The organism is Phaeobacter gallaeciensis DSM 26640 (genome assembly GCF_000511385.1).
In the GTDB taxonomy this organism is placed as follows: Bacteria; Pseudomonadota; Alphaproteobacteria; order Rhodobacterales; family Rhodobacteraceae; genus Phaeobacter; species Phaeobacter gallaeciensis.
The window spans coordinates 1,931,816-1,953,430 of sequence record NC_023137.1 but is presented as its reverse complement, the minus strand read 5'-3'; the positions used below and the strand labels follow the sequence as shown (position 1 = coordinate 1,953,430).

The following is a 21,615-nucleotide window of genomic DNA, read 5'->3' as shown; positions in this document are numbered from 1 at the left end:
ACATCATGGACGGCACCGTTCTGGTCGCAGATGACGATCGCACAATTCGCACGGTCTTGACCCAGGCTCTGACGCGCGCCGGATGTAAGGTTCATGCGACCTCCTCCCTGACGACGCTGATGCGCTGGGTGGGAGAGGGCAAAGGCGATGTCGTGATCTCCGATGTGATGATGCCGGATGGCAACGGGCTGGAAATGCTGCCGAAGATTGCCGATGACCGGCCCGGGCTGCCGGTGATTGTGATTTCGGCGCAGAACACCATCATGACCGCGATCAAGGCCGCTGAAGCTGAGGCTTATGATTATTTGCCGAAACCCTTTGATCTGCCGGAGCTGATGAAGCGAACGGCGAAGGCGCTGACCGAAAGGCGGAGCGGGCAGGGGGCATTGCGCGCAGTTACACAGACTGGCGTCACGCCGGATGGGGCGGAGACGGCGAACGAGAGCCATGAGGACCTGCCGCTGGTCGGGCGCACTGAGGTGATGCAAACGCTCTACCGGCTGATCGCCCGGGTGATGAACACTGATATACCTTTGCTAATCACAGGTGAAAGCGGCACCGGAAAATCACTGATCGCCCGGTCGATGCATGATCTGTCAGACCGCCGCACTTTGCCATTTGTCCGGGCGGAGGCGGCCGATCTCGCGTCACTTGAAGGTCCGGCACAGTTGCTGGCTGAGGTCCGTGGAGGGACGCTTTTGCTGGATGAGCTGGCGGACCTGTCGGAGGAGGCGCAGGCCCGCGTGGTGCGGATGATGGATGCGCCAGGGGATCATCAGCCCCGGTTCATTGCCACCAGTCAGCAGAATCTCACTGCGGCGATGGAGGCTGGCACGCTGCGACAGGACCTCTACTACCGGATCAGCGGAACCGAGCTGCCAGTGCCTGCGCTACGTGCCCGCGTTGATGATATTTCTCTGCTGTGCGCGCATTTCCTGACGCGTGCTGAGAACGAGGGCGCGCCGCACCGACGGCTGAGCGAGGCCGCACGTGAGCCCCTGCGGCAGTTTCCATGGCCGGGCAATGTCCGCCAGTTGGAAAACGTGGTGCGCCGTCTGGCGCTGACAGCCCGCAGTGAAGAGATCAGCCTCGATGAAGTCACCGCCGCGCTGGGCGCACAATCGGGCGGTGAGCCGATGGCGGCGGCAGGCGGCGCACTCAGCAGTGAAAAACTGTCGGAATCAGTGGCGCGCCATCTCCAGCGTTATTTTGATTTGCACGGCGATATGCTGCCGCCGCCGGGACTATATGCTCGCCTGATGCGCGAGGTGGAGACCCCGTTGATTGAAATATCGCTCGCAATGACTGGTGGAAATCAGGCAAAATGTGCGGATTTACTTGGTATTAACCGCAATACGCTGCGCAAGAAGATCACAGATCTTGATATTGAGGTGACACGCCGTCGCAAACTGATGTAATATCGCCACAGAACCGTGGCAGATCGGCGTTTGGGCTGGTGATGATCACGATATATGGCGGTCGACCAGAAGGGTCGCACATTAGGATGAGGGCAGTACGTGGCGCAGAGGTCACATCTTCGCTCGGCATATGGGCCATTCGCGGCCCTTGACCGGTGGCGCAGAACGCGCAGGGCACGCAATGTTGGCGCGCTCGGGCTTGTTGTTCTGGGCCCGGTGCTGGCGCTTTCGACGTTTTTGATCATCGGCCCGTTTTCGCAAGGGGTGGCGTCGCTGTCGCTGCGGCTGATCCTGCTTGCGGATCTGATTTATGTGCTGGCTGTCGCGGCGCTTGTGCTGACGCAGGTGGGGCGTCTGATCGCGGCGCGCCGGGCCAAATCTGCTGGCTCCAGATTGCACCTGCGTTTGATCGGGGCCTTCGCCTTTCTGGCGCTGACGCCCACCGTGATTGTGGCGCTCTTTGCTGGGCTGACGGTTAATGTTGGCCTTGAAGGCTGGTTTTCTGACCGGGTGCGGCAGGTTGTGGGCAGCTCTCTGGCGGCGGCGGAGGCCTATCAGGAGCAGCAGCAGCGTGACCTGTCGGAAGATGCTGTGGCGCTGGCGCGCTATATCGACAACAGCCGCAACCGCAATTTTTTCATTAGTGACGGGCAGCTGCGCCAGGTGCTGACACAGGGGCAATTGCAGATCCAGCGTGGCTTGCAGGAGGCTTATGTGGTGGATGGCGCCGGTACCATCCGGGCGCGTGGTGAACGGTCATATGAGTTCGACTTTGAGGAACCGCGTGCGGCAGATATCAGCCAGGCCTCGTTTGAAGGGGCCACCCTGATCCAGGACTGGGACAACAGCGAACTGCGCGCACTGGTGCGGCTGGATGCGTTTGTCGATCGGTTTCTCTATGTCAGCCGGGATGTGGACGGCGAATTGCTGAGCCTCCTGGATGACACCAAGGAAACTGCGCATCTCTACCAGCAGCTGGAGAGCGAGCGGGGGCGGGTGCTGTTTGACTTTGTCCTGCTGTATCTTGGCTTTGCTGTGATCCTGATCCTGGCGGCGATGTGGCTGGGCATGTGGTTTGCTGAGCGGCTGTCACGCCCGGTCGGTCGTCTGACCATTGCGGCGCGGCGCGTCGGGGCAGGCAACCTGAATGTGCAGGTGCCAGAGGACGATGGCGATGACGAGATTTCGCAACTGGGCCGCTACTTCAACCAGATGACGCTGGAGCTGCGAGAACAACGCGACACGCTGCTGGAAAACACCCATCAGATTGAACGCCGCCGACGGTTGTTTGATTCCGTGCTGATGTCGGTGACCTCTGGCGTGGTTGGGCTGGATTCCGAGGGGCGCGTCACCTTTGTAAACCGATCTGCGGAGCGGCTGCTGGGCTGGAGCGGTGATCGCCAGTCGCTGGCTCTGGCAGTGGCCGTGCCAGAGTTCGGACCGTTGTTTCAGGAATTAACCGAAACTGGCGCTGATGTGGTGCAGGGCGAGATCAAAGTGACCCGTCAAGGGCAGCTGGAGAACCTCCTGGTGCGGATGTCCCCCCGGCGGAGCGAGGAAGACCGGCTTGAGGGCTATGTGGTGGCCTTTGACGATGTCACGGATCTGGTCAGTGCGCAGCGGATGGCGGCCTGGGGCGATGTCGCACGCCGGATCGCCCATGAGATCAAGAACCCGCTGACACCGATCCAGTTGAGCGCGGAGCGCATCAAACGCAAATTTGCGCCGAAATTGGGCGAGGAAAACAGTGACCTCCTACAATCCATGACAGATGTGATTGTGCGTCAAACCAATGACTTGCGCCGGATTGTTGATGAATTTTCCAAATTTGCCCGCATGCCGGAACCCGAGCGGCGCGAGGAAGATCTGGTGAAGCTGCTGCGCGAGGCGGTGACGCTGCAAAAGGCAGGTCAGCCCGATCTGCGCATTGTCGCGGATCTGCCAACGCAACCGATGCTGACAGATCTGGACGCGACGATGGTTGGTCAGGCTTTGACCAACCTAATCAAGAATGCGGGCGAAGCCGTTGAAACACTGAAACAAAAAGGTACTGTTGCGGATCTTGATCCGGAAATCCGCATTGCTGTAAGTCCGACGAAATCCGGCTATGAGGTCACCATCGCCGACAATGGTATCGGTCTGCCAGAAGACCGCGCCCGGTTGTTTGAACCCTATGTGACCACCCGCGACGAAGGCACAGGGCTTGGCCTGCCGATCGTCAAGAAAATTATCGAAGAACACGGCGGAACACTGACGCTGGAAGATGCACCAGTATTCGACGGTCAGGCCCACTATGGGGCCATGGCTGTGATCCGCCTACCTGCTGCACATGAGGCAGCAGACCATCCTAAGAGTACAGTGAAAGCAGGTCTGACATGAGTGACATTCTGATTGTTGACGATGAACGCGACATCCGTGAGCTGGTTTCTGATATCCTGGAGGATGAAGGCTACGCCACGCGCAAGGCCGGCAGCTCCGAGGAATGCATGGCCGCGCTGAATGAGGCGCCGCCGGCGCTCATGGTGCTGGATATCTGGCTAAAGGACAGCCAGATGGACGGTATCGACATTCTGAAAGTGGTGAAACGAGACAATCCGGAAATCCCCGTGGTGATCATTTCAGGCCATGGCAACATCGAGATCGCGGTCGCGGCGATCAAGCAGGGCGCCTACGACTTTATTGAAAAGCCATTTAATATTGATCAGTTGCTGGTCGTTATTCGCCGCGCGATGGAAACGTCAAAGCTGCGTCGCGAGAACACGGATCTGAAGCGTCAGGACTCCGGCGCCAGCGAGATGATCGGTGCATCAGCGGCCTATCGCGCCTTGGTCAGCCAACTGGACAAGGTCACCAAATCCAACGGGCGGGTGATGCTGACCGGGCCTGCGGGCAGCGGCAAGGAAATCGCCGCGCGGTATATCCATACCCAGTCGAACCGCGCCTCAGCGCCCTTTGTGACGGTGAACTGCGCCAGCATTGAGCCGGACCGGATGGAAGAGGTGCTGTTTGGCCGCGAAAGTGCCGAGCGCGGGGTTGAGCCGGGCCTCTTGGAGCAGGCACATGGCGGCGTTGTGTTCTTTGATGAGGTTGCGGATATGCCGCTTGGCACCCAATCAAAGATCCTGCGCGTGCTGGTTGACCAGCAGTTCCAGAGGGTTGGCGGCTCTGACAAGGTGCGGGTGGATCTGCGGGTTATTTCAGCGACCAATAAGGATCTTGAGCGTGAGATTGAGGCGGATCGCTTCCGTCAGGAGCTTTATCATCGCCTGAATGTCGTGCCGATCCCGGTTCCGTCACTGGCGGACCGGCGCGAGGATATCCCGCTGCTGGCGGATCATTTCATCGCGCAGTTCAACCAGAGTCAGGGCCTGCCGCTGCGCAGGCTGAGCGAAGATGCGGTCGCGCTGATGCAGACCATGCTGTGGCCGGGCAATGTACGCCAGTTGAAGAACATGGTGGAACGTGTTCTGATCCTTGGTGAAAACAGCGGCCCGATTGAGCCGAAAGATCTGCCGCGTGAAGAAGAAGCGGTGGAGGATCAGAGCCGTGTCGTGCTGTCCGGCGCGCTTGCAACCCTGCCATTGCGGGAGGCACGTGAGGCGTTTGAGCGGGAGTATCTGCTCACACAGATCAACCGCTTTGGTGGCAATATCAGCCGCACCGCGTCCTTTGTCGGGATGGAACGGTCTGCGTTGCACCGCAAACTAAAATCGCTGGGGGTGGTGACCTCGAACAAAGCGGGCGCGCGGATTGCTCATGTGGAGAAAGAAACTGAGGAGGATATGGCCTGATCCGGGCCGTATCCTTACAGAAGTTTTTATATCAGGGGCTTGCTGCCCGCAAATCATGTGGGTTGGGGTCAGGGAGCCGTGGCGACGATCTGAGGGGGCTGCCCGCGCCGCGCAATTGCACAGGACGTTTCGGTTAGCACCGGAAGGGACGACGCGCGGCGGGTGCCCACTGCATCTGCCACCGATTGCGGGCAGCGTTTTAGGGCGATGCTTTGATAGCCTTTGGACGCCATGCAGGACTGCTCCACCCGCTCGCGCAGATCTGCGTTGACGTCGACGGTATAGATGCCGCCATCCTCCCAATAGCCCGCACGGTGATAGCAGCGCCCATTCCGGCAGATTTCACCGCCAGGGCGATAGATGGGCGGGTGCTGTCGGATCTGGGTCGCGACAGGCGCATCCCGCAGGGCGCTAACCTCGCAGGACAGCAGATCCGCGTCGCGTCGGGCTACATCGGCACCCGCGCGGTAATAGACTGGAACCGGTCCGCAGGCCGCCAGCCCCGAGACCAGGATGAGTGCGACAAAGGTATGTTTTGCGAAGAACATCCTGTGATTGTGCTGCAAATTCCTCGGCAAGACAATTGAATTGACCGTTACTGCGGCTTCTGTCATTCAAAACCGGCGATTGCGCGTATCAGCGCCCCGAGGGACAAGCACATGAAAGTAATTATTTGTGGCGCAGGTCAGGTCGGCTGGCAGATCGCCCGCCACCTGTCGGGTGAGCACAACGACGTGACGGTGGTGGACAACAACCCCGATCTGGTGCGACGTGCGACGGATACGCTGGATGTTCAGGGGATTGCGGGCTTTGCCTCCTATCCGGATGTGTTGACCCGGGCGGGCGCGCGGGACGCGGATATGATCATCGCGGCCACCCATTCGGATGAAGTGAATATGGTCACCTGTCAGGTGGCGCATTCGGTGTTTTCCATCCAGCGCAAGATCGCGCGGCTGCGCTCCAAGAGCTATCTGGAAGCGATTTACTCGGATTTGTATCGCCGTGACCATCTGCCGATTGATGTGGTGATCAGCCCCGAGCGCGAGGTGGCCGCCGCAGCGATGCAACGCCTGTCTGCGCCGGCTGCTTTTGATACTGAGATGTTCATGGAGGGTGGCGCGCAGCTTCTTGGGGTGCAGATCGATGAGGATTGTCCTGTCGTAAACACGCCGCTGCGTCAGTTGACCGACCTGTTTTCGACCCTGCGGGCGATCGTTGTGGGTATTCGCCGGGACGGCAGCCTGTTTGCGCCCGAGCCGGGCGACCAGCTTTTCGTCGGTGACAGTGCTTATGTGTTTGCCCATGTGGATGACGTGAGCCGCACGATTGAAGTCTTTGGCAAACAACAGAAACGTCAGGACCGCGTGGTCATCGTTGGCGGCGGTAATGTCGGTCTGGAAGTGGCGAAGGCGCTGGAATCCCGTACCGGACGCACCCGCGCCAAGATGATTGAGCGGAACCGCAAATGCGCCGAACGTGCTGCGGAGACACTGGAACGAACGATCGTTCTGAATGGCGATGGCCTTGATCGCAGTCTGATGATTGAGGCGGGGATCGACCGCGCTGACGCCATGTTGGCGGTGACCGACGATGATAAGGTCAATATGCTTGCAGCGGTGCGCGCGAAGGCCGAGGGCTGCCCACTGGCCATTGCGCTGATCAATGACCCGACACTGGTGCCGCTGATGGCGCCCTTGGGCATTGATGCCTACATCAACCCGCGGGCCACCACCGTAAGCTCAATCTTGCGCCACATCCGCTATGGCCGGGTGCGGCAGGTTTATTCCATTGGGGATGCCGAGGCTGAGGTGATCGAGGCGGAGGTTATGTCGACCTCTCCGATGGCGGGGCAGATGATCCGTGATATCGATTTCCCTGAAGGCGTGCTGGTCGGCGCCGTCAGCAAAAACGGCGTGGTGATGCGCCCAACCGGCGGCATGCGGATTGAGGAGGGCGATGTGATAGCCCTCTTTGCTATGGCTGCGGATGTGCCCGAGGTCGAGCGCCTGATGCAGGTCTCGATTGACTTCTTCTAAGATGTCGCGGCACCGCAAACCCTCGCAGGAGAGGACACGGGGCCTCCTGCGCCTGCCGCTGTTTCTGCTGATCCTATTGGTAGCGGCGCTAGCGATGTGGGTGCCGGCCATCCATGCGCTGATCCTGGATGATCATCAGACCTCGCGCAGCTTTTTCTACTCTGGTGTCGTAGGGCTAATGGTGGTTGTGCTTGTCGGGCTGTCGATGGGCAACCGCGTGCCGCGCTATAGTATGCCCGGACAGTTGACCTCACTGCTGGCCAGCTTTGCTGTACTGCCTGCATTTCTGGCGGTTCCGGTGCAGGATGCGCTGGGAAATACCAGTTACCTTAACGCCTATTTCGACATGGTCAGCGCCATAACAACAACGGGTGCGGATGTATTTGCCGACCCGAACCGGTTGCCGCCCAGCGTACATTTGTGGCGCGCGATGGTCGGCTGGCTTGGGGGGCTGCTGATGTGGGTGGCGGCCTCGGCCATTCTCGCACCGCTGTCGCTGGGCGGGTTTGAGGTGACCGCACGGGGCGAGCCGGGGCGGGGTACCGAAACACCCCTGCACATGCAGCGCGCGGATCCGCGTCGCAAGTTGGTGGTGGTAACCAAAACCCTCGCGCCGCTTTATGCCGGGCTGACACTGGTGCTGTGGATTTTGCTGATTATCACCGGCGAGACGGCCTTGGTCGCGCTCGGCCATGCGATGTCGGTTCTGGCCACCTCCGGTATTTCGGCCGTTGGCGGGGTGGAGAATGGTGCCAGTGGGCTTGGCGGCGAAATGGTGATGTTTCTGTTCATGTTCTTTGCCCTGTCGCGGCTGACTTTTTCCGCTGATACGGTGACCAGCGGCCATAGTCGGCTGGACAGGGACCCTGAGTTTCGCATTGGTCTTCTGATTGTTTTTGGCGTGCCGTTGCTGCTGTTCCTGCGCCATTGGATCGCCAGTTTTGATGTCGCGACCACCAGCGATCTGATGCAGGGGCTACATTCCTGGTGGGGGGCGACGTTTACCGTTCTGTCATTCCTGTCGACCACCGGGTTTGAAAGTGCTGATTGGGAAACTGCGCGGCAATGGTCGGGGTTGAATACGCCCGGCATGATCCTTCTGGGGCTGGCGGTGATTGGTGGTGGCGTGGCAACCACGGCGGGCGGTGTGAAGCTGCTGCGCGTTTATGCGCTCTACCTCAATGGGTTGCGGGAGATGGAACGGTTGGTTCACCCATCGTCTGTCAGCAATGAGGGCAAGGGCAACCGACGGCTACAACGCAATGGCGCCTTCGTGGCTTGGGTGTTTTTTATGCTGTTTGCGCTGTCGCTGGCAGTGATCAGCATCAGCCTGGCCGCTGTGGGGTCGGATTTTGAACAGGCGCTGATTCTGACCATTGCAACACTCTCAACCACAGGGCCGCTGACGGAAATCGCGGGGTCAGAACCCATCGCGCTTATCCATCTGACGGCCACTGCAAAGCTGATCCTGTGCTTTGCCATGGTGCTGGGGCGGTTGGAAACTCTGGCGATCATCGCGCTGATGACACCAAACCTCTGGCGCAGTTGATCAATCATGGTTACCGTGAATGTCATATGAGTAATTTTCGGGTGGAAACTCCGACTATCTGCGTTCATAGTATTCATTAACAGGGCGCTGGTCCGCAGCGCGACAAGAACAAAGGCGAGATAATAATAATGGCTTCGGACAGACAGAATCTTCAGGATGCCTTCCTGAACCACGTTCGTAAAACCAAGGTTCCGGTCACCATCTTTCTGATCAACGGTGTAAAGTTGCAGGGTGTGATCACATGGTTTGACAATTTCTGTGTCCTGCTGCGTCGGGACGGGCAGTCGCAACTGGTTTACAAACATGCGATCTCCACGATCATGCCTGCCCAGCCGATCAGCCTTTATGAAGGTGAAGACGCCTCTTGATGGAGCATGATAGGACGCCCACCCGTGCTTGGGTGGTGCATCCCGATATCAAATCAGACCGCGACCGCCGTGACCCGGTGTCCGCCCTTGCGGAGGGCGTGTCCTTGGCCGAGGCCCTGCCCGACATTGAGGTGATCGGTTCCGATGTGGTGCGCCTGCCTAAGGCGCATGCGGGTATGTTGTTTGGATCGGGTAAAATCGATGAGTTGAAAACGCTGTTCCACGATGAAGAGGTGGAACTGGTGTTGATTGATGGCCCGGTCTCACCGGTGCAGCAGCGCAATCTGGAAAAGGCCTGGAAGGTCAAGATCCTGGATCGGACCGGGCTGATCCTTGAGATTTTCTCGGATCGGGCGCGCACCCGTGAAGGCGTGCTGCAGGTCGAGATGGCGGCGCTCAGCTATCAGCGGACGCGATTGGTGCGGGCCTGGACCCACTTGGAGCGTCAGCGGGGCGGACTTGGCTTTGTCGGTGGTCCCGGCGAAACCCAGATCGAGGCGGACCGGCGTGCCATCGACGAACAGCTGGTGCGCTTGCGCCGTCAGCTGGACAAGGTGGTCAAAACCCGAACGCTGCATCGTGCGGCACGGGCGAAGGTCCCCTATCCGATTGTGGCGCTGGTCGGCTATACCAACGCCGGAAAGTCCACGTTGTTCAATCGGTTGACCGGGGCTGAGGTGATGGCGAAGGATATGCTCTTTGCCACTTTGGACCCAACCATGCGCCGGGTGCAGCTGCCTGATGGGCCGGAAATCATCCTGTCGGATACGGTTGGTTTTATCTCGGATCTGCCGACAGAGCTGGTCGCGGCCTTCCGCGCCACGCTGGAAGAGGTGTTGGCCGCGGATGTGGTCGTGCATGTACGCGACATCAGCCATGACGAGACCCAAAACCAGGCTGCAGATGTCGAGAGCATTCTGACCTCTCTTGGGGTGGATGACAGTCGCGCGCGGCTGGAGGTCTGGAACAAGCTGGATCTGCTGGACGATGAACAGGCCGAGGCCCGCCGCCAGCGCGCGGAGCGGGAAGAGGGTATCCACGCGATCTCAGCGATCAGTGGCGAGGGGCTGGAGGATCTGCTTGCGGATATCACCGCCAAGCTGCGCTTGGTCCGCCATGAGGATGAGATCACCCTGACATTTGCGCAAGGAAAACAGCGTGCCTGGCTATTTGAGCAGGATGTGGTGCAAAGCGAAACCCAGACAGAGACCGGGTTCGAATTGACGGTTCTGTGGACCGAGACCCAGAAAAATCGTTTCGCTGCGCTCTAATCAACGTTTCTGACAGGTCATAAAGAAACCCCCGCAGCCCATTCGGTAGCGGGGTTTTTGGTTTACGGCAGGCGGTTAGGGGCGGTCTCTGCTGCGGTCACTCGGTGGCGGTTGCCGGGATCAGGCGCGTGACACCAACGGAGGCCGCACGGGCCAGATCCTCATCCAGTGACATCGGGATATATTCTCCTCGCCGCCAGAGCTGGGACATGTCGTCGTAATAGCGTGACAGGAAGTGCCCTGATTGTCCGCTGGCGATGATGAAGACAGAACTGTCGGGATCGGCAAAATCATAGACTCCGCGATAGCCTGCGGCGTGCACATTGCGGAACGGGTGTTTCCCTTCACCAGACGTGCGCCCCCGTTGCAGCGTATTGTCACCTCCGCTGGTGGACTGGCGGATGTTCACGAATACCCGCAGCAGCGGTACATCCCCGAGCACCTCGTGGTTCTGTGTCGCCTGATGCGCATCGCCCCAACGCAATGATTCCAAGGCGTTACCATAGGTCTCTTCGATCCAGATCAGCGCATCGTCCAGCGCCAGGCGGGCCAGTTCGCTACAGGTTTCTGAGGGCGCGCTTTGGCGGATGTCGCACCAGGCCGATGCGCCCTCAACATTGCGGAACACCCGCTCAAGGAACAGGGGGTCTACTTGCGTGAATTCAGCGGTCAGCGGCCCAAGGTCGTCCGTGATCAGACGTTTTTGCAAAGCCCGGACCCAGGCGGCATAGATCAGGGGCTCTGGCAGATGTTCGTTCATCTCGCCGTTCCACTCTGACAACAGAGACAGGGCGATCTGGCGCTGACGCTCGCGTGTGCCTTCGGCGGCGGCCTCACCTGTGAACCATAGATCGGCACCGATCAAAGGCAGGAGCGTGCGGGCGGTATAAGACACGGTATCCAGCTGTGCCTCGATGAAGCTGTCACGAGTGTGGACTTGCCGGTCCTGCATCAGCTTCTTCCAGCGATTGATCCGCTGAGTATCCCCCCAGGTGTAAGAGACGTGATTGGGGAACGGGCGGTCCAAGAGCTTGTTGTTGGTGTTTCCGAGGATGCCTCCGATAGGGGAGACAAACTCAGGGTTGGCAGCATAAGGCGCGCGGCCCTGCCATTGGTTCTCGCTCCGCCAACCTTGGCTGGGCATCCGGCCCTGGCTCTGATGGCGGGCGTCACGCTGCGGGATGGCGCCGACAGTTTTCAGGGCGATGGTTGTCTTGTCGGCAAGGGTCAGGTTCTGCGAGGGGGCGATATAGCCTTCGCTGATCTCAATCGCCTGAGCCACGGAGTTCGCACGCATCAGCTCCAGTGCGGCGCTTATGGAGGTATCGTCGGCGCTGAGGCCCGTCCAGCCAAGGCTGACAACGTGACCCGGCGGCGTAATGGCTGCAAGATCGAACAGGGATCGCGGTAGTACGGGGCCATTGTCGGTCCAGCGCAGGGTTAGGGTGACCGGGGTTTCGTCCTTGATATTGATGATCGAGGGGCGGCTGGTGAAGCGCTTGTATCCATCAGCGGTTTTGTATTCCTCGGCATTGTCGGGGTTCAGTTGTTCGATGAACAGATCCTGATCATCCATATAAGAGGAGGTCACGCCCCAGCCCAGCAGGTCCGAACGGCCGGAGATGACGGCGGGGATGCCGGGAATGGTGGCGCCGATGACACCGCCGGTGCCCAGTTCCAGCCGCGCCAGATACCACACGCCGGGGGCGGTCAGCTCCAGATGCGGATCGTTGGCCAACAGGGTCCCCCCCGCCGCAGACCGGCTGGGGGCGGCGGCCCAGGCATTGGACGCGCCTGCCAGCCCACGGGGGGCGATGGGCATGAAGGGCAGGGTCTGGCTGATGTCCGTGCTGGCGCCGGCATGGCGCGGCAGGTCTGGAAACAGCGCCGCATATTCCGGCAGCGCGGCAACGCCGTTGCCTGGCGCATCCGGCAGAATATCCTTCAACCGGTCGGAATCGGGCAACGCCAGAGAGGTACGGGCGCGCAGGATTTCTTCCTGCATATGACCAGAGAGTTTGAGCCCCATCAGCTTCATCACCGCGATGCTGTCAGCAGGCTGCCATGGCGCCATTGGGACGTTAAAGAGGAACATCTCCGGCGCGCCGCGCCCCAGTGCGTCCTCGTTGATTTCCTGCAGGCGTGCGTTGACCCCAGCGGAATAGGCGCGCAGTGCGGTCATGGTTTCGGGGGTCTGGGCGGCGACGGATTGCTGCGCCAGACGGTAGATATCGAGGCGGCGGATCAGCGTGTCGACCTGCACCGTGCGGCTGCCGAAGATCTCTGACAGGCGGCCCATGGCGGTACGTCGCATCGTGGTCATCTGCCACAGGCGATCCTGCGCATGGGCATAGCCGAGGCCAAAATAGACGTCTTCATCGCTGGCGCCATAGCTGCCGAAGATATGCGGCACATTGGCGTTATCACGCACAATCTCCACCGGCGCGAGCAGGCCGGGAAGGGTGATTTCCTTATTGTAGTCCGGTAGTGATTGCGCCGCGAGGAAATAGACCAGGCCAAGTCCCATCACCAGGAGTAGAATCAAAGCGGCGGCAAGGCGCAGGAGCCAGCGAAAGAGAAGTCCCATCGGTGGTGCGTTTCCTCAGATTTTTGACGTTATTGGCCCGGTTACGGCGCAGTTTCTCGCCCTCGCAGATTGCACCGGGCGGCGCGGCTGTTAGGGTGGCGCCAACATAGGACAAGACGCTTCAGGGGGAAAGCAGATGGCGAAGGTTGCATTCTTGGGTTTGGGAGTGATGGGCTATCCGATGGCGGGTCATCTGGCTGCGGCTGGACATGAGGTGACCGTCTACAACCGCACCGCAGCAAAGGCGGAAGCCTGGGCAAAGGAGCATGAAGGCGCCGCCGCTGCGACACCGCGCGAGGCGGTGGCGGGCGCGGAGTTCGTGATGGCCTGCGTCGGCAATGACGATGATTTGCGCAGCGTGTGCCTCGGCGACACTGGCGCCTTTGCTGACATGGCTGCGGGCGCGGTTTTCGTGGACCACACAACGGTGTCGGCGAAGGTGACCCGCGAATTGAACACCGCCGCTGTGGATCTGGGGCTGTCCTTCGTTGATGCGCCGATTTCCGGCGGTCAGGCCGGGGCTGAGAATGGTGTACTCTCAGTTATGTGCGGCGGTGATCAGGCGGCCTATGACAAGGCCGAGCCGATTATCGCAGCTTACGCACGGATCTGCCGCCGGATCGGCGAAAGCGGCGCCGGTCAGATGACCAAGATGTGCAATCAGATTGCGATTGCCGGGTTGGTTCAGGGGCTCAGCGAGGCCCTGCATTTTGCAGACAAGGCCGGGCTGGATGGCCGCGCGGTCGTCGAGGTGATCAGCCAAGGCGCTGCGGGAAGCTGGCAGATGAGCAACCGGCATGAGACGATGCTGGATGACCATTTTGAGCACGGGTTTGCGGTTGACTGGATGCGCAAGGATCTGGGCATCTGCCTTGATGCGGCGGAGGAGACGGGCGCCAGTCTGCCGGTGACCGCACTGGTCGATCAGTTCTACAAGGATGTGCAGAAACTGGGCGGCGGGCGCTGGGATACTTCCAGCCTGTTCAAACGTTTGAAGGCGTTTGAGTAAGCAGAAGCGAGAAATAACAATGGCCTTTCCAATTGGAAAGGCCATAGCCTCCGGCGGGGATATTTTCAGCCAGAAGATAAGTCGGATATTACCGCACGCAGCCAGGGCGGATCAGGGGATGATCCGGGTATATTTGGTTCCTTCCAGCGTGGCCCCCAGGCGCAGGCCCGCCTGACCGAAGACAGCGGCAAGAACCGGGCTGTTCAGCGTATTGGTGTCAGCGGCCAACGAGTCGCCCTCGTCGCGGATGACATACTCCAGATCGGCGCCAGCGGCCCAGCCGGAGGAGCGGCGGAAGTTGGAGAGTGCGTCCTGTGTCATGAAGAACAGCACATGGGCATATTGCTGGGCGCCGATCTGCAGACCTGCGTTGCCCTTTACCGTGGAATAATAGTCGACCGTCACGCCATCAATGCGCAGGGCGCCACGACCAAAGGCACCGCCAACGAAGAAGCCAGCCTCTGTCACCAGCGGCATCACCAGCATGCCGGTTGATTTCTCAGCCAGGGTGACAGCGCCGGGGTACTGGCTGTACATCTGGCTCAGGGTTGCATCGACGCGGGCATCGATGGTGGAGGCGTTGCTGTTTCCGATACCATTGCCACATGCGGCGGTGACACCAGCACCAGCCAGCGTGCCAAGCGCAAAGCCACGCCGGGTCAAACGGGAAGAATTAGAACTGCTCATCTTGTTTGCCTGTTATCTGGGGCCGGGGCCGCGCGGGGCTGTCGTCTCGGCCTGTCACTGTTCAATTGTGGCCAGTTTTCTGGCTCTGCGGCAAGGTATACGCGGAAAGCTGCCGCCTGTCATCACTGAGACAGGCGCAATCAGCGGCTTCCTGCCGGCAATTTTGCGCGATCATTCACGCCGCGGGTCCGGCGGTACCGCCTATGTCACCTAGCCATTCAACAGTCGTGCAGCTGCGGGTGCGTAATAGGTCAACACCCCATCACAGCCTGCGCGTTTGAAGGCCATGAGACTCTCCATCATGATGCGCTCGCCGTCGATCCAGCCGTTTTGGGCGGCGGCCTCGATCATCGCGTATTCGCCGGAAACCTGATAGGCAAACGTAGGTGCGCCAAAAGTGGATTTCACCCGCTGGCAGATGTCGAGATAGGCAAGACCGGGTTTGATCATCACCATATCGGCGCCTTCAGCCAGATCGCGTTCGATCATGCGCAGGGCCTCATCGGTATTGCCGGGGTCCATCTGATAGGTTTTCTTGTCTCCCTTGAGCGCTCCGGAGGCACCGACGGCGTCGCGGAACGGGCCATAATAGGCAGAGGCGTATTTCGCGGCATAAGAGAGGATAGTGACATTGCGGTGGCCTGCGGCCTCCAGCGCGCGTCGCATGGCTCCGATCCGGCCATCCATCATATCGGAGGGACCGATGATATCCGCGCCTGAGTCGGCCTGGGCCACGGTCATTTTGACCAGCGCCTCGACCGTCTCGTCATTGATGATCTCACCCTCAACCACATAGCCGTCGTGACCATTGATATTATAAGGATCCAGCGCCACATCGGTCATCACGGCAATATCCGGCGCGGCGGATTTAATGGCACGGATGGCACGGTTGACCAGATTGTCCGGGCTCCAGGCCTCGGCGCAATCCTCGGTTTTGAGACTGGGGTCGGTATAGGGAAACAGGCAGATCGCCGGGATGCCAAGCGCCTGCGCCTCAATCGCGGCCTCCACCACCTTGTCAATGCTGCGCCGGGTAACGCCGGGCATGGAGGGGATCGGCTCCTCGATCCCGTCGCCATCGCGTACAAACACCGGCCAGATCAGATCATCGCTGGTCAGTGTGGTCTCGCGCACCAGATTACGCAGGGCAGGGGCGCTGCGCAAACGACGCGGGCGGGCAGCGGGAAAAGGGGCGACGGTCGGCTTCATCGGGTCCTCGCAGATCAGGGTGCAATCCGGCAAGCGGTCGCAGTTTATCCCTTGGGTCGCATGGAATGGCGGCGGCGACAAGTGACAGATTCGCCGCGCCAGCCTGCCTATCCTGTGGCCAGTGGGACCACCCCTTGTGCCAGAGTGCCGCGCGAGGGATATAGGGGCGCAACGACTGGACGAGAGAAGGGCCGCGCAGTGGATCTGTTTCATACCTTGACCGAGCTGATTGATCTGCGGTCCTTTTCCAACCTGTGGTACTGGATCGCGCTGGCCGTAGTCTGGTCCTCCGCCAGCCATTGGGTGATGGGAGTGCCGTTTGATATGGTTTACCGCGCGCGCAAGCAGGGCGGGCAGGCGGCGCTGGATCTGGAGGCCATCACCCGCGTCAATGTGAACCGGATGTTGTATATTACTGAGGTGTCGGGCCATTGGGTTCTGGGGATGACCTGCTTTGTGCTCGCGATGCTGGGGATGCTGGGATTCTACTACGGGGTGGAATTTGCCCAAGCGGTGTTTCTTCTGGCCTTTCCCATGGCAATTGTTGGCCTAATTAACTGGAACTCGGCGCGCCGGATCAATCGTGAGGGGCTGGCGGGGGAAGCCCTGGCCCGGCAACTGACCATTACCCGGTTGTTCATTCAGCTGGTGGGTATGGTCGCGATCTTTGTGACCGCGCTTTGGGGCATGTATCAGAACCTGCAGATCGGGTTCCTAGGCTAATTGCCTGCGGGCAGACGACGAAAGAGAGACAGAGATGGCGCAACGGGCAATCACCGCAGGCGGCGCACCAGAAGGCTTTGATGCGCGGCTGATCCTGAAGGAAGCCGCCAGCAGCAATGCGCCGGTGGTGCATGTTGCGCGCGATGACAAGCGGATGGAGGCAACGCGGGCGGCGCTGGCTTTCTTCGCGCCAGATATGCCCGTCATCAGTTTTCCGGGCTGGGATTGCCTGCCCTATGACCGGGTGTCGCCCAATGCGGACATTGCTGCGGCGCGGATGGCCACGCTGGCGGCGCTGGTGCATCAGATGCCGGGGCAGTTTGTGCTGCTGACCACGCTGAATGCTGCGACCCAGCGGGTTCCTGCCAGACAGGTTCTGAAGGATGCCGCCTTTGTTGCCGAGGTGGATCGGCGCATCGATGAGGAGGCCCTGCGGGGCTACCTGACGCGCATGGGCTTCACCAAGAGCCCGACGGTGATGGAGCCGGGGGATTTTGCGGTGCGGGGCGGGATCATTGATATCTTTCCTCCCGGGCAGAGCGGCCCGGTGCGGCTGGATCTCTTTGGCGATGTGCTGGATGGGGCGCGCCGTTTTGATCCAGCGACCCAGCGGACTACGGAGAAGCTGTCGATTGTCGAGCTGGCGCCAGTTTCCGAGGTGATCCTTGATGAGGCCGCTGTAACCAGGTTTCGGCAGAATTACCGGATCGAGTTTGGTGCGGCGGGCACGGATGATCCGCTCTATGAGGCGGTGTCTGCAGGGCGGAAATACCAAGGGATCGAACATTGGTTGCCGTTTTTCCATGATCGGCTGGAGACCCTGTTTGATTACCTGCCGAGTGCAACGGTAACGTTGGACGATCAGGTGACACCCGCCCGATTGGCCCGCTGGGACAGCATCGTGGACCAATATGAGACCCGCAAGATTGCGATGGCACAAAAGGGGCGGATGGACACGGTCTACAAACCTGTGCCGCCGGGTCTGCTTTATCTTGATGATGCGTCTTGGGAGGCGGCAATTGAGGATCATCGGGTGATCCAGTTCCATCCGCTGCCGCAGGCCAGCGGACCTGGGGTGATTGATGCTGGTGGCCGGATTGGTCGCAACTTCTCCCCTGAGCGACAGTTGGAGAGTGTCAGCCTTTTCAAAACATTGGCGGATCATATTAAAGCGCGGATGCAGGTGGGACCGGTTGTGGTCGCCTCCTATTCCGAGGGTGCGCGGGAGCGTTTGACCGGGTTGATCGAGGACGAAGGTCTGTCGGAGGTTATCGCGATCAACGACGGCACCCGAATTGGCAAATCCGGTCTGCATTTGGCGGTCTGGGCGCTGGAACATGGGTTTGAGACCGATGATCTGACGGTGATTTCCGAACAGGATGTGCTGGGGGACCGGCTGATCCGCGCGCCAAAGAAACGCCGCAAGGCAGAGAATTTCCTGACCGAGACACAATCCCTCAGCCCTGGCGATCTGGTGGTGCATGTGGACCATGGGATAGGTCGCTATAAGGGGCTTGAAGTTGTCACCGCCGCAGGCGCTGCGCATGAGTGCATTCTGCTGGAATATGCAGAGCAGTCGAAGCTGTACCTGCCGGTTGAGAATATCGAGCTCCTGTCGAAATACGGTCATGACGAGGGGCTGCTGGATCGGCTAGGAGGCGGGGCGTGGCAAGCGAAGAAGGCCAAGCTGAAGGAACGGATCCGCGAGATGGCGGATCGTCTGATCCGGGTCGCAGCGGAGCGCGCGTTGCGCAAGGCGCCGATGATGGATCCGCCGCCGCATGCCTGGGAAGAGTTCTCCGCCCGCTTCCCCTATCAGGAAACCGATGATCAGCTGCGCGCGATTGGCGAAGTGATGGAAGATCTTCAATCCGGCTCTCCCATGGACCGGTTGATCTGCGGCGATGTCGGCTTCGGCAAGACCGAGGTTGCGATGCGCGCGGCCTTCATTGCGGCGATGTCCGGTGTGCAGGTGGCGATTGTTGCGCCCACCACGTTGCTGGCGCGCCAGCATGCGGCGGCCTTCGCGCAGCGGTTTCGCGGGTTTCCTTTGGAAGTCAGGCAGTTGTCGCGGTTTGTTACTGCAAAGGACGCCGCCAAAACCCGCGAGGGTATGGCCAAAGGCACCGTTGATATTGTCGTCGGCACCCATGCTTTGCTGGCAAAATCCGTGCGGTTCCAGAACCTCGGCCTGCTGATCATCGACGAGGAACAGCATTTCGGTGTCGCCCATAAAGAGCGGCTAAAGCAGATGCGCAGTGACATCCACGTGCTGACGCTGACCGCAACGCCGATCCCGCGAACGCTGCAATTGAGCCTGACTGGCGTGCGCGATCTCTCCATCATCGGCACCCCGCCGGTGGACCGTCTGGCCATCCGCACATATGTGAGCGAGTTCGATGCCGTCACCATCCGCGAAGCGCTGCTGCGAGAGCACTATCGCGGTGGGCAGAGTTTCTATGTGGTGCCGCGCATCACCGATCTGCCGGACGTTGAAGCTTTTTTGAAGGAGCAGTTGCCGGAGCTGTCTTATGTCGTGGCGCATGGTCAATTGGCGGCGGGTGATCTGGATGACCGGATGAATGCCTTTTACGATGGTAAATTCGACGTGCTGCTGGCGACAACAATTGTCGAATCCGGTTTGGATATTCCAACTGCCAACACGATGGTGGTGCATCGGGCCGATATGTTTGGTCTGGCGCAGCTTTATCAGATCCGCGGCCGCGTGGGGCGGTCAAAGACGCGCGCTTATGCCTATCTCACCACCAAGCCCCGTGTGCGCCTGACGCCCGGCGCGGAAAAACGCCTGCGGGTTCTGGGATCGCTGGATACGCTGGGGGCGGGGTTCTCGCTGGCTTCGCAGGACCTGGATATTCGCGGCGCGGGCAATCTCCTTGGTGAAGAGCAATCCGGCCAGATGCGTGATGTGGGCTATGAGCTTTATCAATCCATGCTGGAAGAGGCGATTGCTAAGATCAAATCCGGTGAACTTGAAGGCCTGACCGGTGGCGATGACCAATGGGCGCCGCAGATCAACCTTGGCGTACCAGTGTTGATCCCGGAGAATTACGTGCCGGATCTGGATGTGCGTCTGGGTCTTTATCGTCGGCTCTCGGATCTGAGCACCAAGGTGGAGCTGGAAGGTTTTGCCGCAGAACTGATCGACCGTTTTGGGCCGCTGCCCAAAGAGGTCAACACTTTGATGCTGGTGGTGCGGATCAAGGCGATGTGCAAACGGGCCGGGATTGCCAAGTTGGACGGTGGACCAAAAGGCGCAACCATTCAGTTCCACAATGATAAATTCGCCTCGCCTCAGGGGCTTGTGGAGTTCATTCAGGCGCAGGATGGTCTGGCCAAGGTGAAGGACAACAAGATTGTCGTGCGCCGGGATTGGAAGAAAGACAGCGACAAGATCAAAGGTGCCTTCGCCATCGCGCGGGATCTGGCTGAGAAGGTTGTTGCCGAAAAGAAGAAAGCCAAGGCAAAGGCGAAATCTGGTTGAACAAGCTGACGCGCTGGACATGAAAAAGCCCCTCCAACTGCTTGGAGGGGCTTTGTTTTGTATCGCGATATGTCGGGGGGTTATTCCGCCGCCACCCGGTTTTCGACCCGTGCCATATGAAGCATGGTTGCGTAGCCTGCGACCACCATCAGCAGGATCGCACCGGTGAGTGGCGCAATGGAGCCATCAAACAGCAGCCCCACCGTCGCGGCAGCTGCGGCGGCGAACACCGTGGACACACCGCCGACGATGGAGGCGGCCATGCCTGCGATATGGCCCATCGGCTCCATCGCCATTGCATTGAGGTTGCCAAGCGTCAGACCGGCCATGAAAAACACGCTGGTCTGCCAGGCCACGAACAACGCAAACATAAGATCACGGGAGAGCGGCAGCACCTCAAGGCCCAGCATCAGCGTGGAGAAGATGATTTGTCCGGCCAGCGCCCATGTCACCATGCGCCGCATGCCCAAGCGGACCACAAGCGACGCGTTGATCAGGCTGCTGCTGCCTGACATGATGGCAATGAAGCCAAACCAGAACGGAAAGCTGGCAGCGCGATCAAAGACCACATCATAGATCGGCTGCACCAGCGTGATCATGCAAAATAGCATCGCCAGACACAGGCATTGTACTATCATCGACAGCCGTACGGTCGGATGTCGAAACATCTCAAGCACAGCTGCAAGGAGGCTTGGCAGGCGGAACGGGCGGCGGTTCTCGATCGGCAATGGTTCAGGCAAGCGCAGCCCCATCCAGAGGACGATGACGACGGCAAACAGCGCAAAGGCCAGGAAGATGCCGCGCCAGCTGGTCAGCAGGATAATGCCTGCGCCCATCATCGGAGCGATGGCTGGCACGAGGGTGAAAATCAGCATGGCGATAGACATCATCCTAGCCATTTCGCGGCCAGAATAGAGGTCGCGCACAATCGCCAGTGCCACGACGCGCGGTCCGGCAGCACCAAGCCCCATCACCACACGGCTCAATAGCAGCATTTCGATGGAGGAGCTGGCATAGGCCACCAGCGCAGCTGCGATATAAAGGCCCGCAGCGGCAAAAATGACCGACCGGCGGCCAAAGGCGTCGGAGAGCGGCCCGGTAAAAAACGTGCCGACCCCCATGCCAAGCGCAAAGGTCGCAATGACCAGCTGTGCGCGGTTGGGGTTGTCGGAGCTGAGCGTCTGACCTATTTCAGGCAGCGCAGGCAGCATCGCGTCGATGGAAAATGCAACAGTTGCGAACATCATCGCAATCAGGGCAATGAACTCAGCTTTGGACATGCTGATCTGTATATCTTTTGTCATTTGAAACCTCAGGCGACACATCAGGAGCCCCGGTAATCGGGTACTGTCTGGGCGGCGCTCTGTCCGCGCTAACATATCTCTCGGGATTGGACCAGCAGCCTAGACGCACAGATTCATGTGCATCTTTGTGTCTGGTCCTGCCGCAAAGGTCTGACTGCTCT

15 protein-coding genes are annotated in these 21,615 nt (G+C 59.9%); 10 read left to right on the top strand and 5 right to left on the bottom strand.

Going from position 1 to position 21,615, the window contains the following annotated elements; genetic code table 11:
- Positions 1-5: 5 nt before the first annotated feature.
- From GAL_RS09385 to ntrX, 3 genes are all read left to right on the top strand, one after another.
- A complete protein-coding gene (locus GAL_RS09385) occupies positions 6-1,418 on the top strand; it encodes a sigma-54-dependent Fis family transcriptional regulator (protein WP_024097345.1) in 1,413 nt (470 codons plus the stop codon).
- Between the two features lie 99 nt (positions 1,419-1,517).
- A complete protein-coding gene (locus GAL_RS09380) occupies positions 1,518-3,797 on the top strand; it encodes a sensor histidine kinase NtrY-like (protein ID WP_024097344.1) in 2,280 nt (759 codons plus the stop codon).
- On the top strand, positions 3,794-5,209 hold the full coding sequence (gene ntrX, locus GAL_RS09375; protein WP_024097343.1) for a nitrogen assimilation response regulator NtrX: 1,416 nt from the start codon (positions 3,794-3,796) through the stop codon (positions 5,207-5,209). The genes GAL_RS09380 and ntrX overlap by 4 nt, the downstream gene beginning before the upstream one ends.
- A gap of 68 nt (positions 5,210-5,277) precedes the next feature.
- Here ntrX and GAL_RS09370 read toward each other — a convergent pair whose 3' ends face one another.
- Positions 5,278-5,757 (bottom strand): hypothetical protein, encoded by a 480-nt coding sequence (locus GAL_RS09370; RefSeq protein WP_244462752.1) that lies wholly within the window; start codon positions 5,755-5,757, stop codon positions 5,278-5,280.
- A gap of 111 nt (positions 5,758-5,868) precedes the next feature.
- Between GAL_RS09370 and trkA the strand changes: the two genes are divergently transcribed.
- The 4 genes from trkA (at position 5,869) to hflX (ending at position 10,433) form a co-directional block, all read left to right on the top strand.
- On the top strand, positions 5,869-7,245 hold the full coding sequence (trkA, locus tag GAL_RS09365) for a Trk system potassium transporter TrkA (protein WP_024097341.1): 1,377 nt from the start codon (positions 5,869-5,871) through the stop codon (positions 7,243-7,245).
- 1 nt (position 7,246) lies between these two features.
- The gene (locus GAL_RS09360) at positions 7,247-8,794 is read left to right on the top strand and encodes a TrkH family potassium uptake protein (RefSeq protein ID WP_024097340.1); all 1,548 of its coding nucleotides are present in this window, start codon (positions 7,247-7,249) and stop codon (positions 8,792-8,794) included.
- 128 nt (positions 8,795-8,922) lie between these two features.
- On the top strand, positions 8,923-9,162 hold the full coding sequence (gene hfq / locus GAL_RS09355) for an RNA chaperone Hfq (RefSeq protein ID WP_008204623.1): 240 nt from the start codon (positions 8,923-8,925) through the stop codon (positions 9,160-9,162).
- Entirely contained in the window at positions 9,162-10,433 is a 1,272-nt protein-coding gene (hflX, locus tag GAL_RS09350; RefSeq protein WP_024097339.1) for a GTPase HflX, read from the top strand. The genes hfq and hflX overlap by 1 nt, the downstream gene beginning before the upstream one ends.
- Before the next feature lie 97 nt (positions 10,434-10,530).
- Here hflX and GAL_RS09345 read toward each other — a convergent pair whose 3' ends face one another.
- Complete coding sequence (locus tag GAL_RS09345; protein WP_024097338.1) at positions 10,531-13,020, bottom strand: penicillin acylase family protein; 2,490 nt, start codon at positions 13,018-13,020, stop codon at positions 10,531-10,533.
- Positions 13,021-13,156: 136 nt separating this feature from the next.
- On the opposite strand from GAL_RS09345, the gene GAL_RS09340 reads away from it, so the two are divergent.
- Complete coding sequence (locus GAL_RS09340) at positions 13,157-14,029, top strand: NAD(P)-dependent oxidoreductase (protein ID WP_024097337.1); 873 nt, start codon at positions 13,157-13,159, stop codon at positions 14,027-14,029.
- A 111-nt stretch (positions 14,030-14,140) separates the two neighbouring features.
- Here the strand turns inward: GAL_RS09340 and GAL_RS09335 are convergent, their stop codons facing one another.
- A complete protein-coding gene (locus tag GAL_RS09335; protein WP_024097336.1) occupies positions 14,141-14,716 on the bottom strand; it encodes a lipid-binding SYLF domain-containing protein in 576 nt (191 codons plus the stop codon).
- Between the two features lie 210 nt (positions 14,717-14,926).
- Positions 14,927-15,925: a porphobilinogen synthase gene (gene hemB, locus GAL_RS09325; RefSeq protein ID WP_024097335.1), complete on the bottom strand. Its 999-nt coding sequence runs from the start codon at positions 15,923-15,925 to the stop codon at positions 14,927-14,929.
- Positions 15,926-16,123: 198 nt separating this feature from the next.
- Here hemB and GAL_RS09320 point away from each other — a divergent pair, with 198 nt between their 5' ends.
- Together GAL_RS09320 and mfd are read left to right on the top strand one after the other, a co-directional pair.
- Positions 16,124-16,648 carry a hypothetical protein gene (locus GAL_RS09320; RefSeq protein ID WP_024097334.1) on the top strand — a complete coding sequence of 175 codons (525 nt, stop codon included), beginning with the start codon at positions 16,124-16,126 and terminating at the stop codon, positions 16,646-16,648.
- Between the two features lie 34 nt (positions 16,649-16,682).
- The gene (gene mfd, locus GAL_RS09315; protein WP_024097333.1) at positions 16,683-20,150 is read left to right on the top strand and encodes a transcription-repair coupling factor; all 3,468 of its coding nucleotides are present in this window, start codon (positions 16,683-16,685) and stop codon (positions 20,148-20,150) included.
- A gap of 80 nt (positions 20,151-20,230) precedes the next feature.
- Here the strand turns inward: mfd and GAL_RS09310 are convergent, their stop codons facing one another.
- Complete coding sequence (locus tag GAL_RS09310; RefSeq protein ID WP_024097332.1) at positions 20,231-21,454, bottom strand: MFS transporter; 1,224 nt, start codon at positions 21,452-21,454, stop codon at positions 20,231-20,233.
- Between the last annotated feature and the right edge of the window lie 161 nt (positions 21,455-21,615).

Bases quoted from the DNA above. Each gene is read 5' to 3' on its own strand.
- GAL_RS09385 (WP_024097345.1), top strand. From the start codon at position 6: ATGGACGGCACCGTTCTGGTCGCAGATGACGATCGCACAATTCGCACG.
- ntrX (WP_024097343.1), top strand. From the start codon at position 3,794: ATGAGTGACATTCTGATTGTTGACGATGAACGCGACATCCGTGAGCTG.
- GAL_RS09370 (WP_244462752.1), bottom strand. From the start codon at position 5,757: ATGTTCTTCGCAAAACATACCTTTGTCGCACTCATCCTGGTCTCGGGG.
- trkA (WP_024097341.1), top strand. From the start codon at position 5,869: ATGAAAGTAATTATTTGTGGCGCAGGTCAGGTCGGCTGGCAGATCGCC.
- GAL_RS09360 (WP_024097340.1), top strand. From the start codon at position 7,247: ATGTCGCGGCACCGCAAACCCTCGCAGGAGAGGACACGGGGCCTCCTG.
- hfq (WP_008204623.1), top strand. From the start codon at position 8,923: ATGGCTTCGGACAGACAGAATCTTCAGGATGCCTTCCTGAACCACGTT.
- hflX (WP_024097339.1), top strand. From the start codon at position 9,162: ATGGAGCATGATAGGACGCCCACCCGTGCTTGGGTGGTGCATCCCGAT.
- GAL_RS09345 (WP_024097338.1), bottom strand. From the start codon at position 13,020: ATGGGACTTCTCTTTCGCTGGCTCCTGCGCCTTGCCGCCGCTTTGATT.
- GAL_RS09340 (WP_024097337.1), top strand. From the start codon at position 13,157: ATGGCGAAGGTTGCATTCTTGGGTTTGGGAGTGATGGGCTATCCGATG.
- GAL_RS09335 (WP_024097336.1), bottom strand. From the start codon at position 14,716: ATGAGCAGTTCTAATTCTTCCCGTTTGACCCGGCGTGGCTTTGCGCTT.
- hemB (WP_024097335.1), bottom strand. From the start codon at position 15,925: ATGAAGCCGACCGTCGCCCCTTTTCCCGCTGCCCGCCCGCGTCGTTTG.
- mfd (WP_024097333.1), top strand. From the start codon at position 16,683: ATGGCGCAACGGGCAATCACCGCAGGCGGCGCACCAGAAGGCTTTGAT.
- GAL_RS09310 (WP_024097332.1), bottom strand. From the start codon at position 21,454: ATGACAAAAGATATACAGATCAGCATGTCCAAAGCTGAGTTCATTGCC.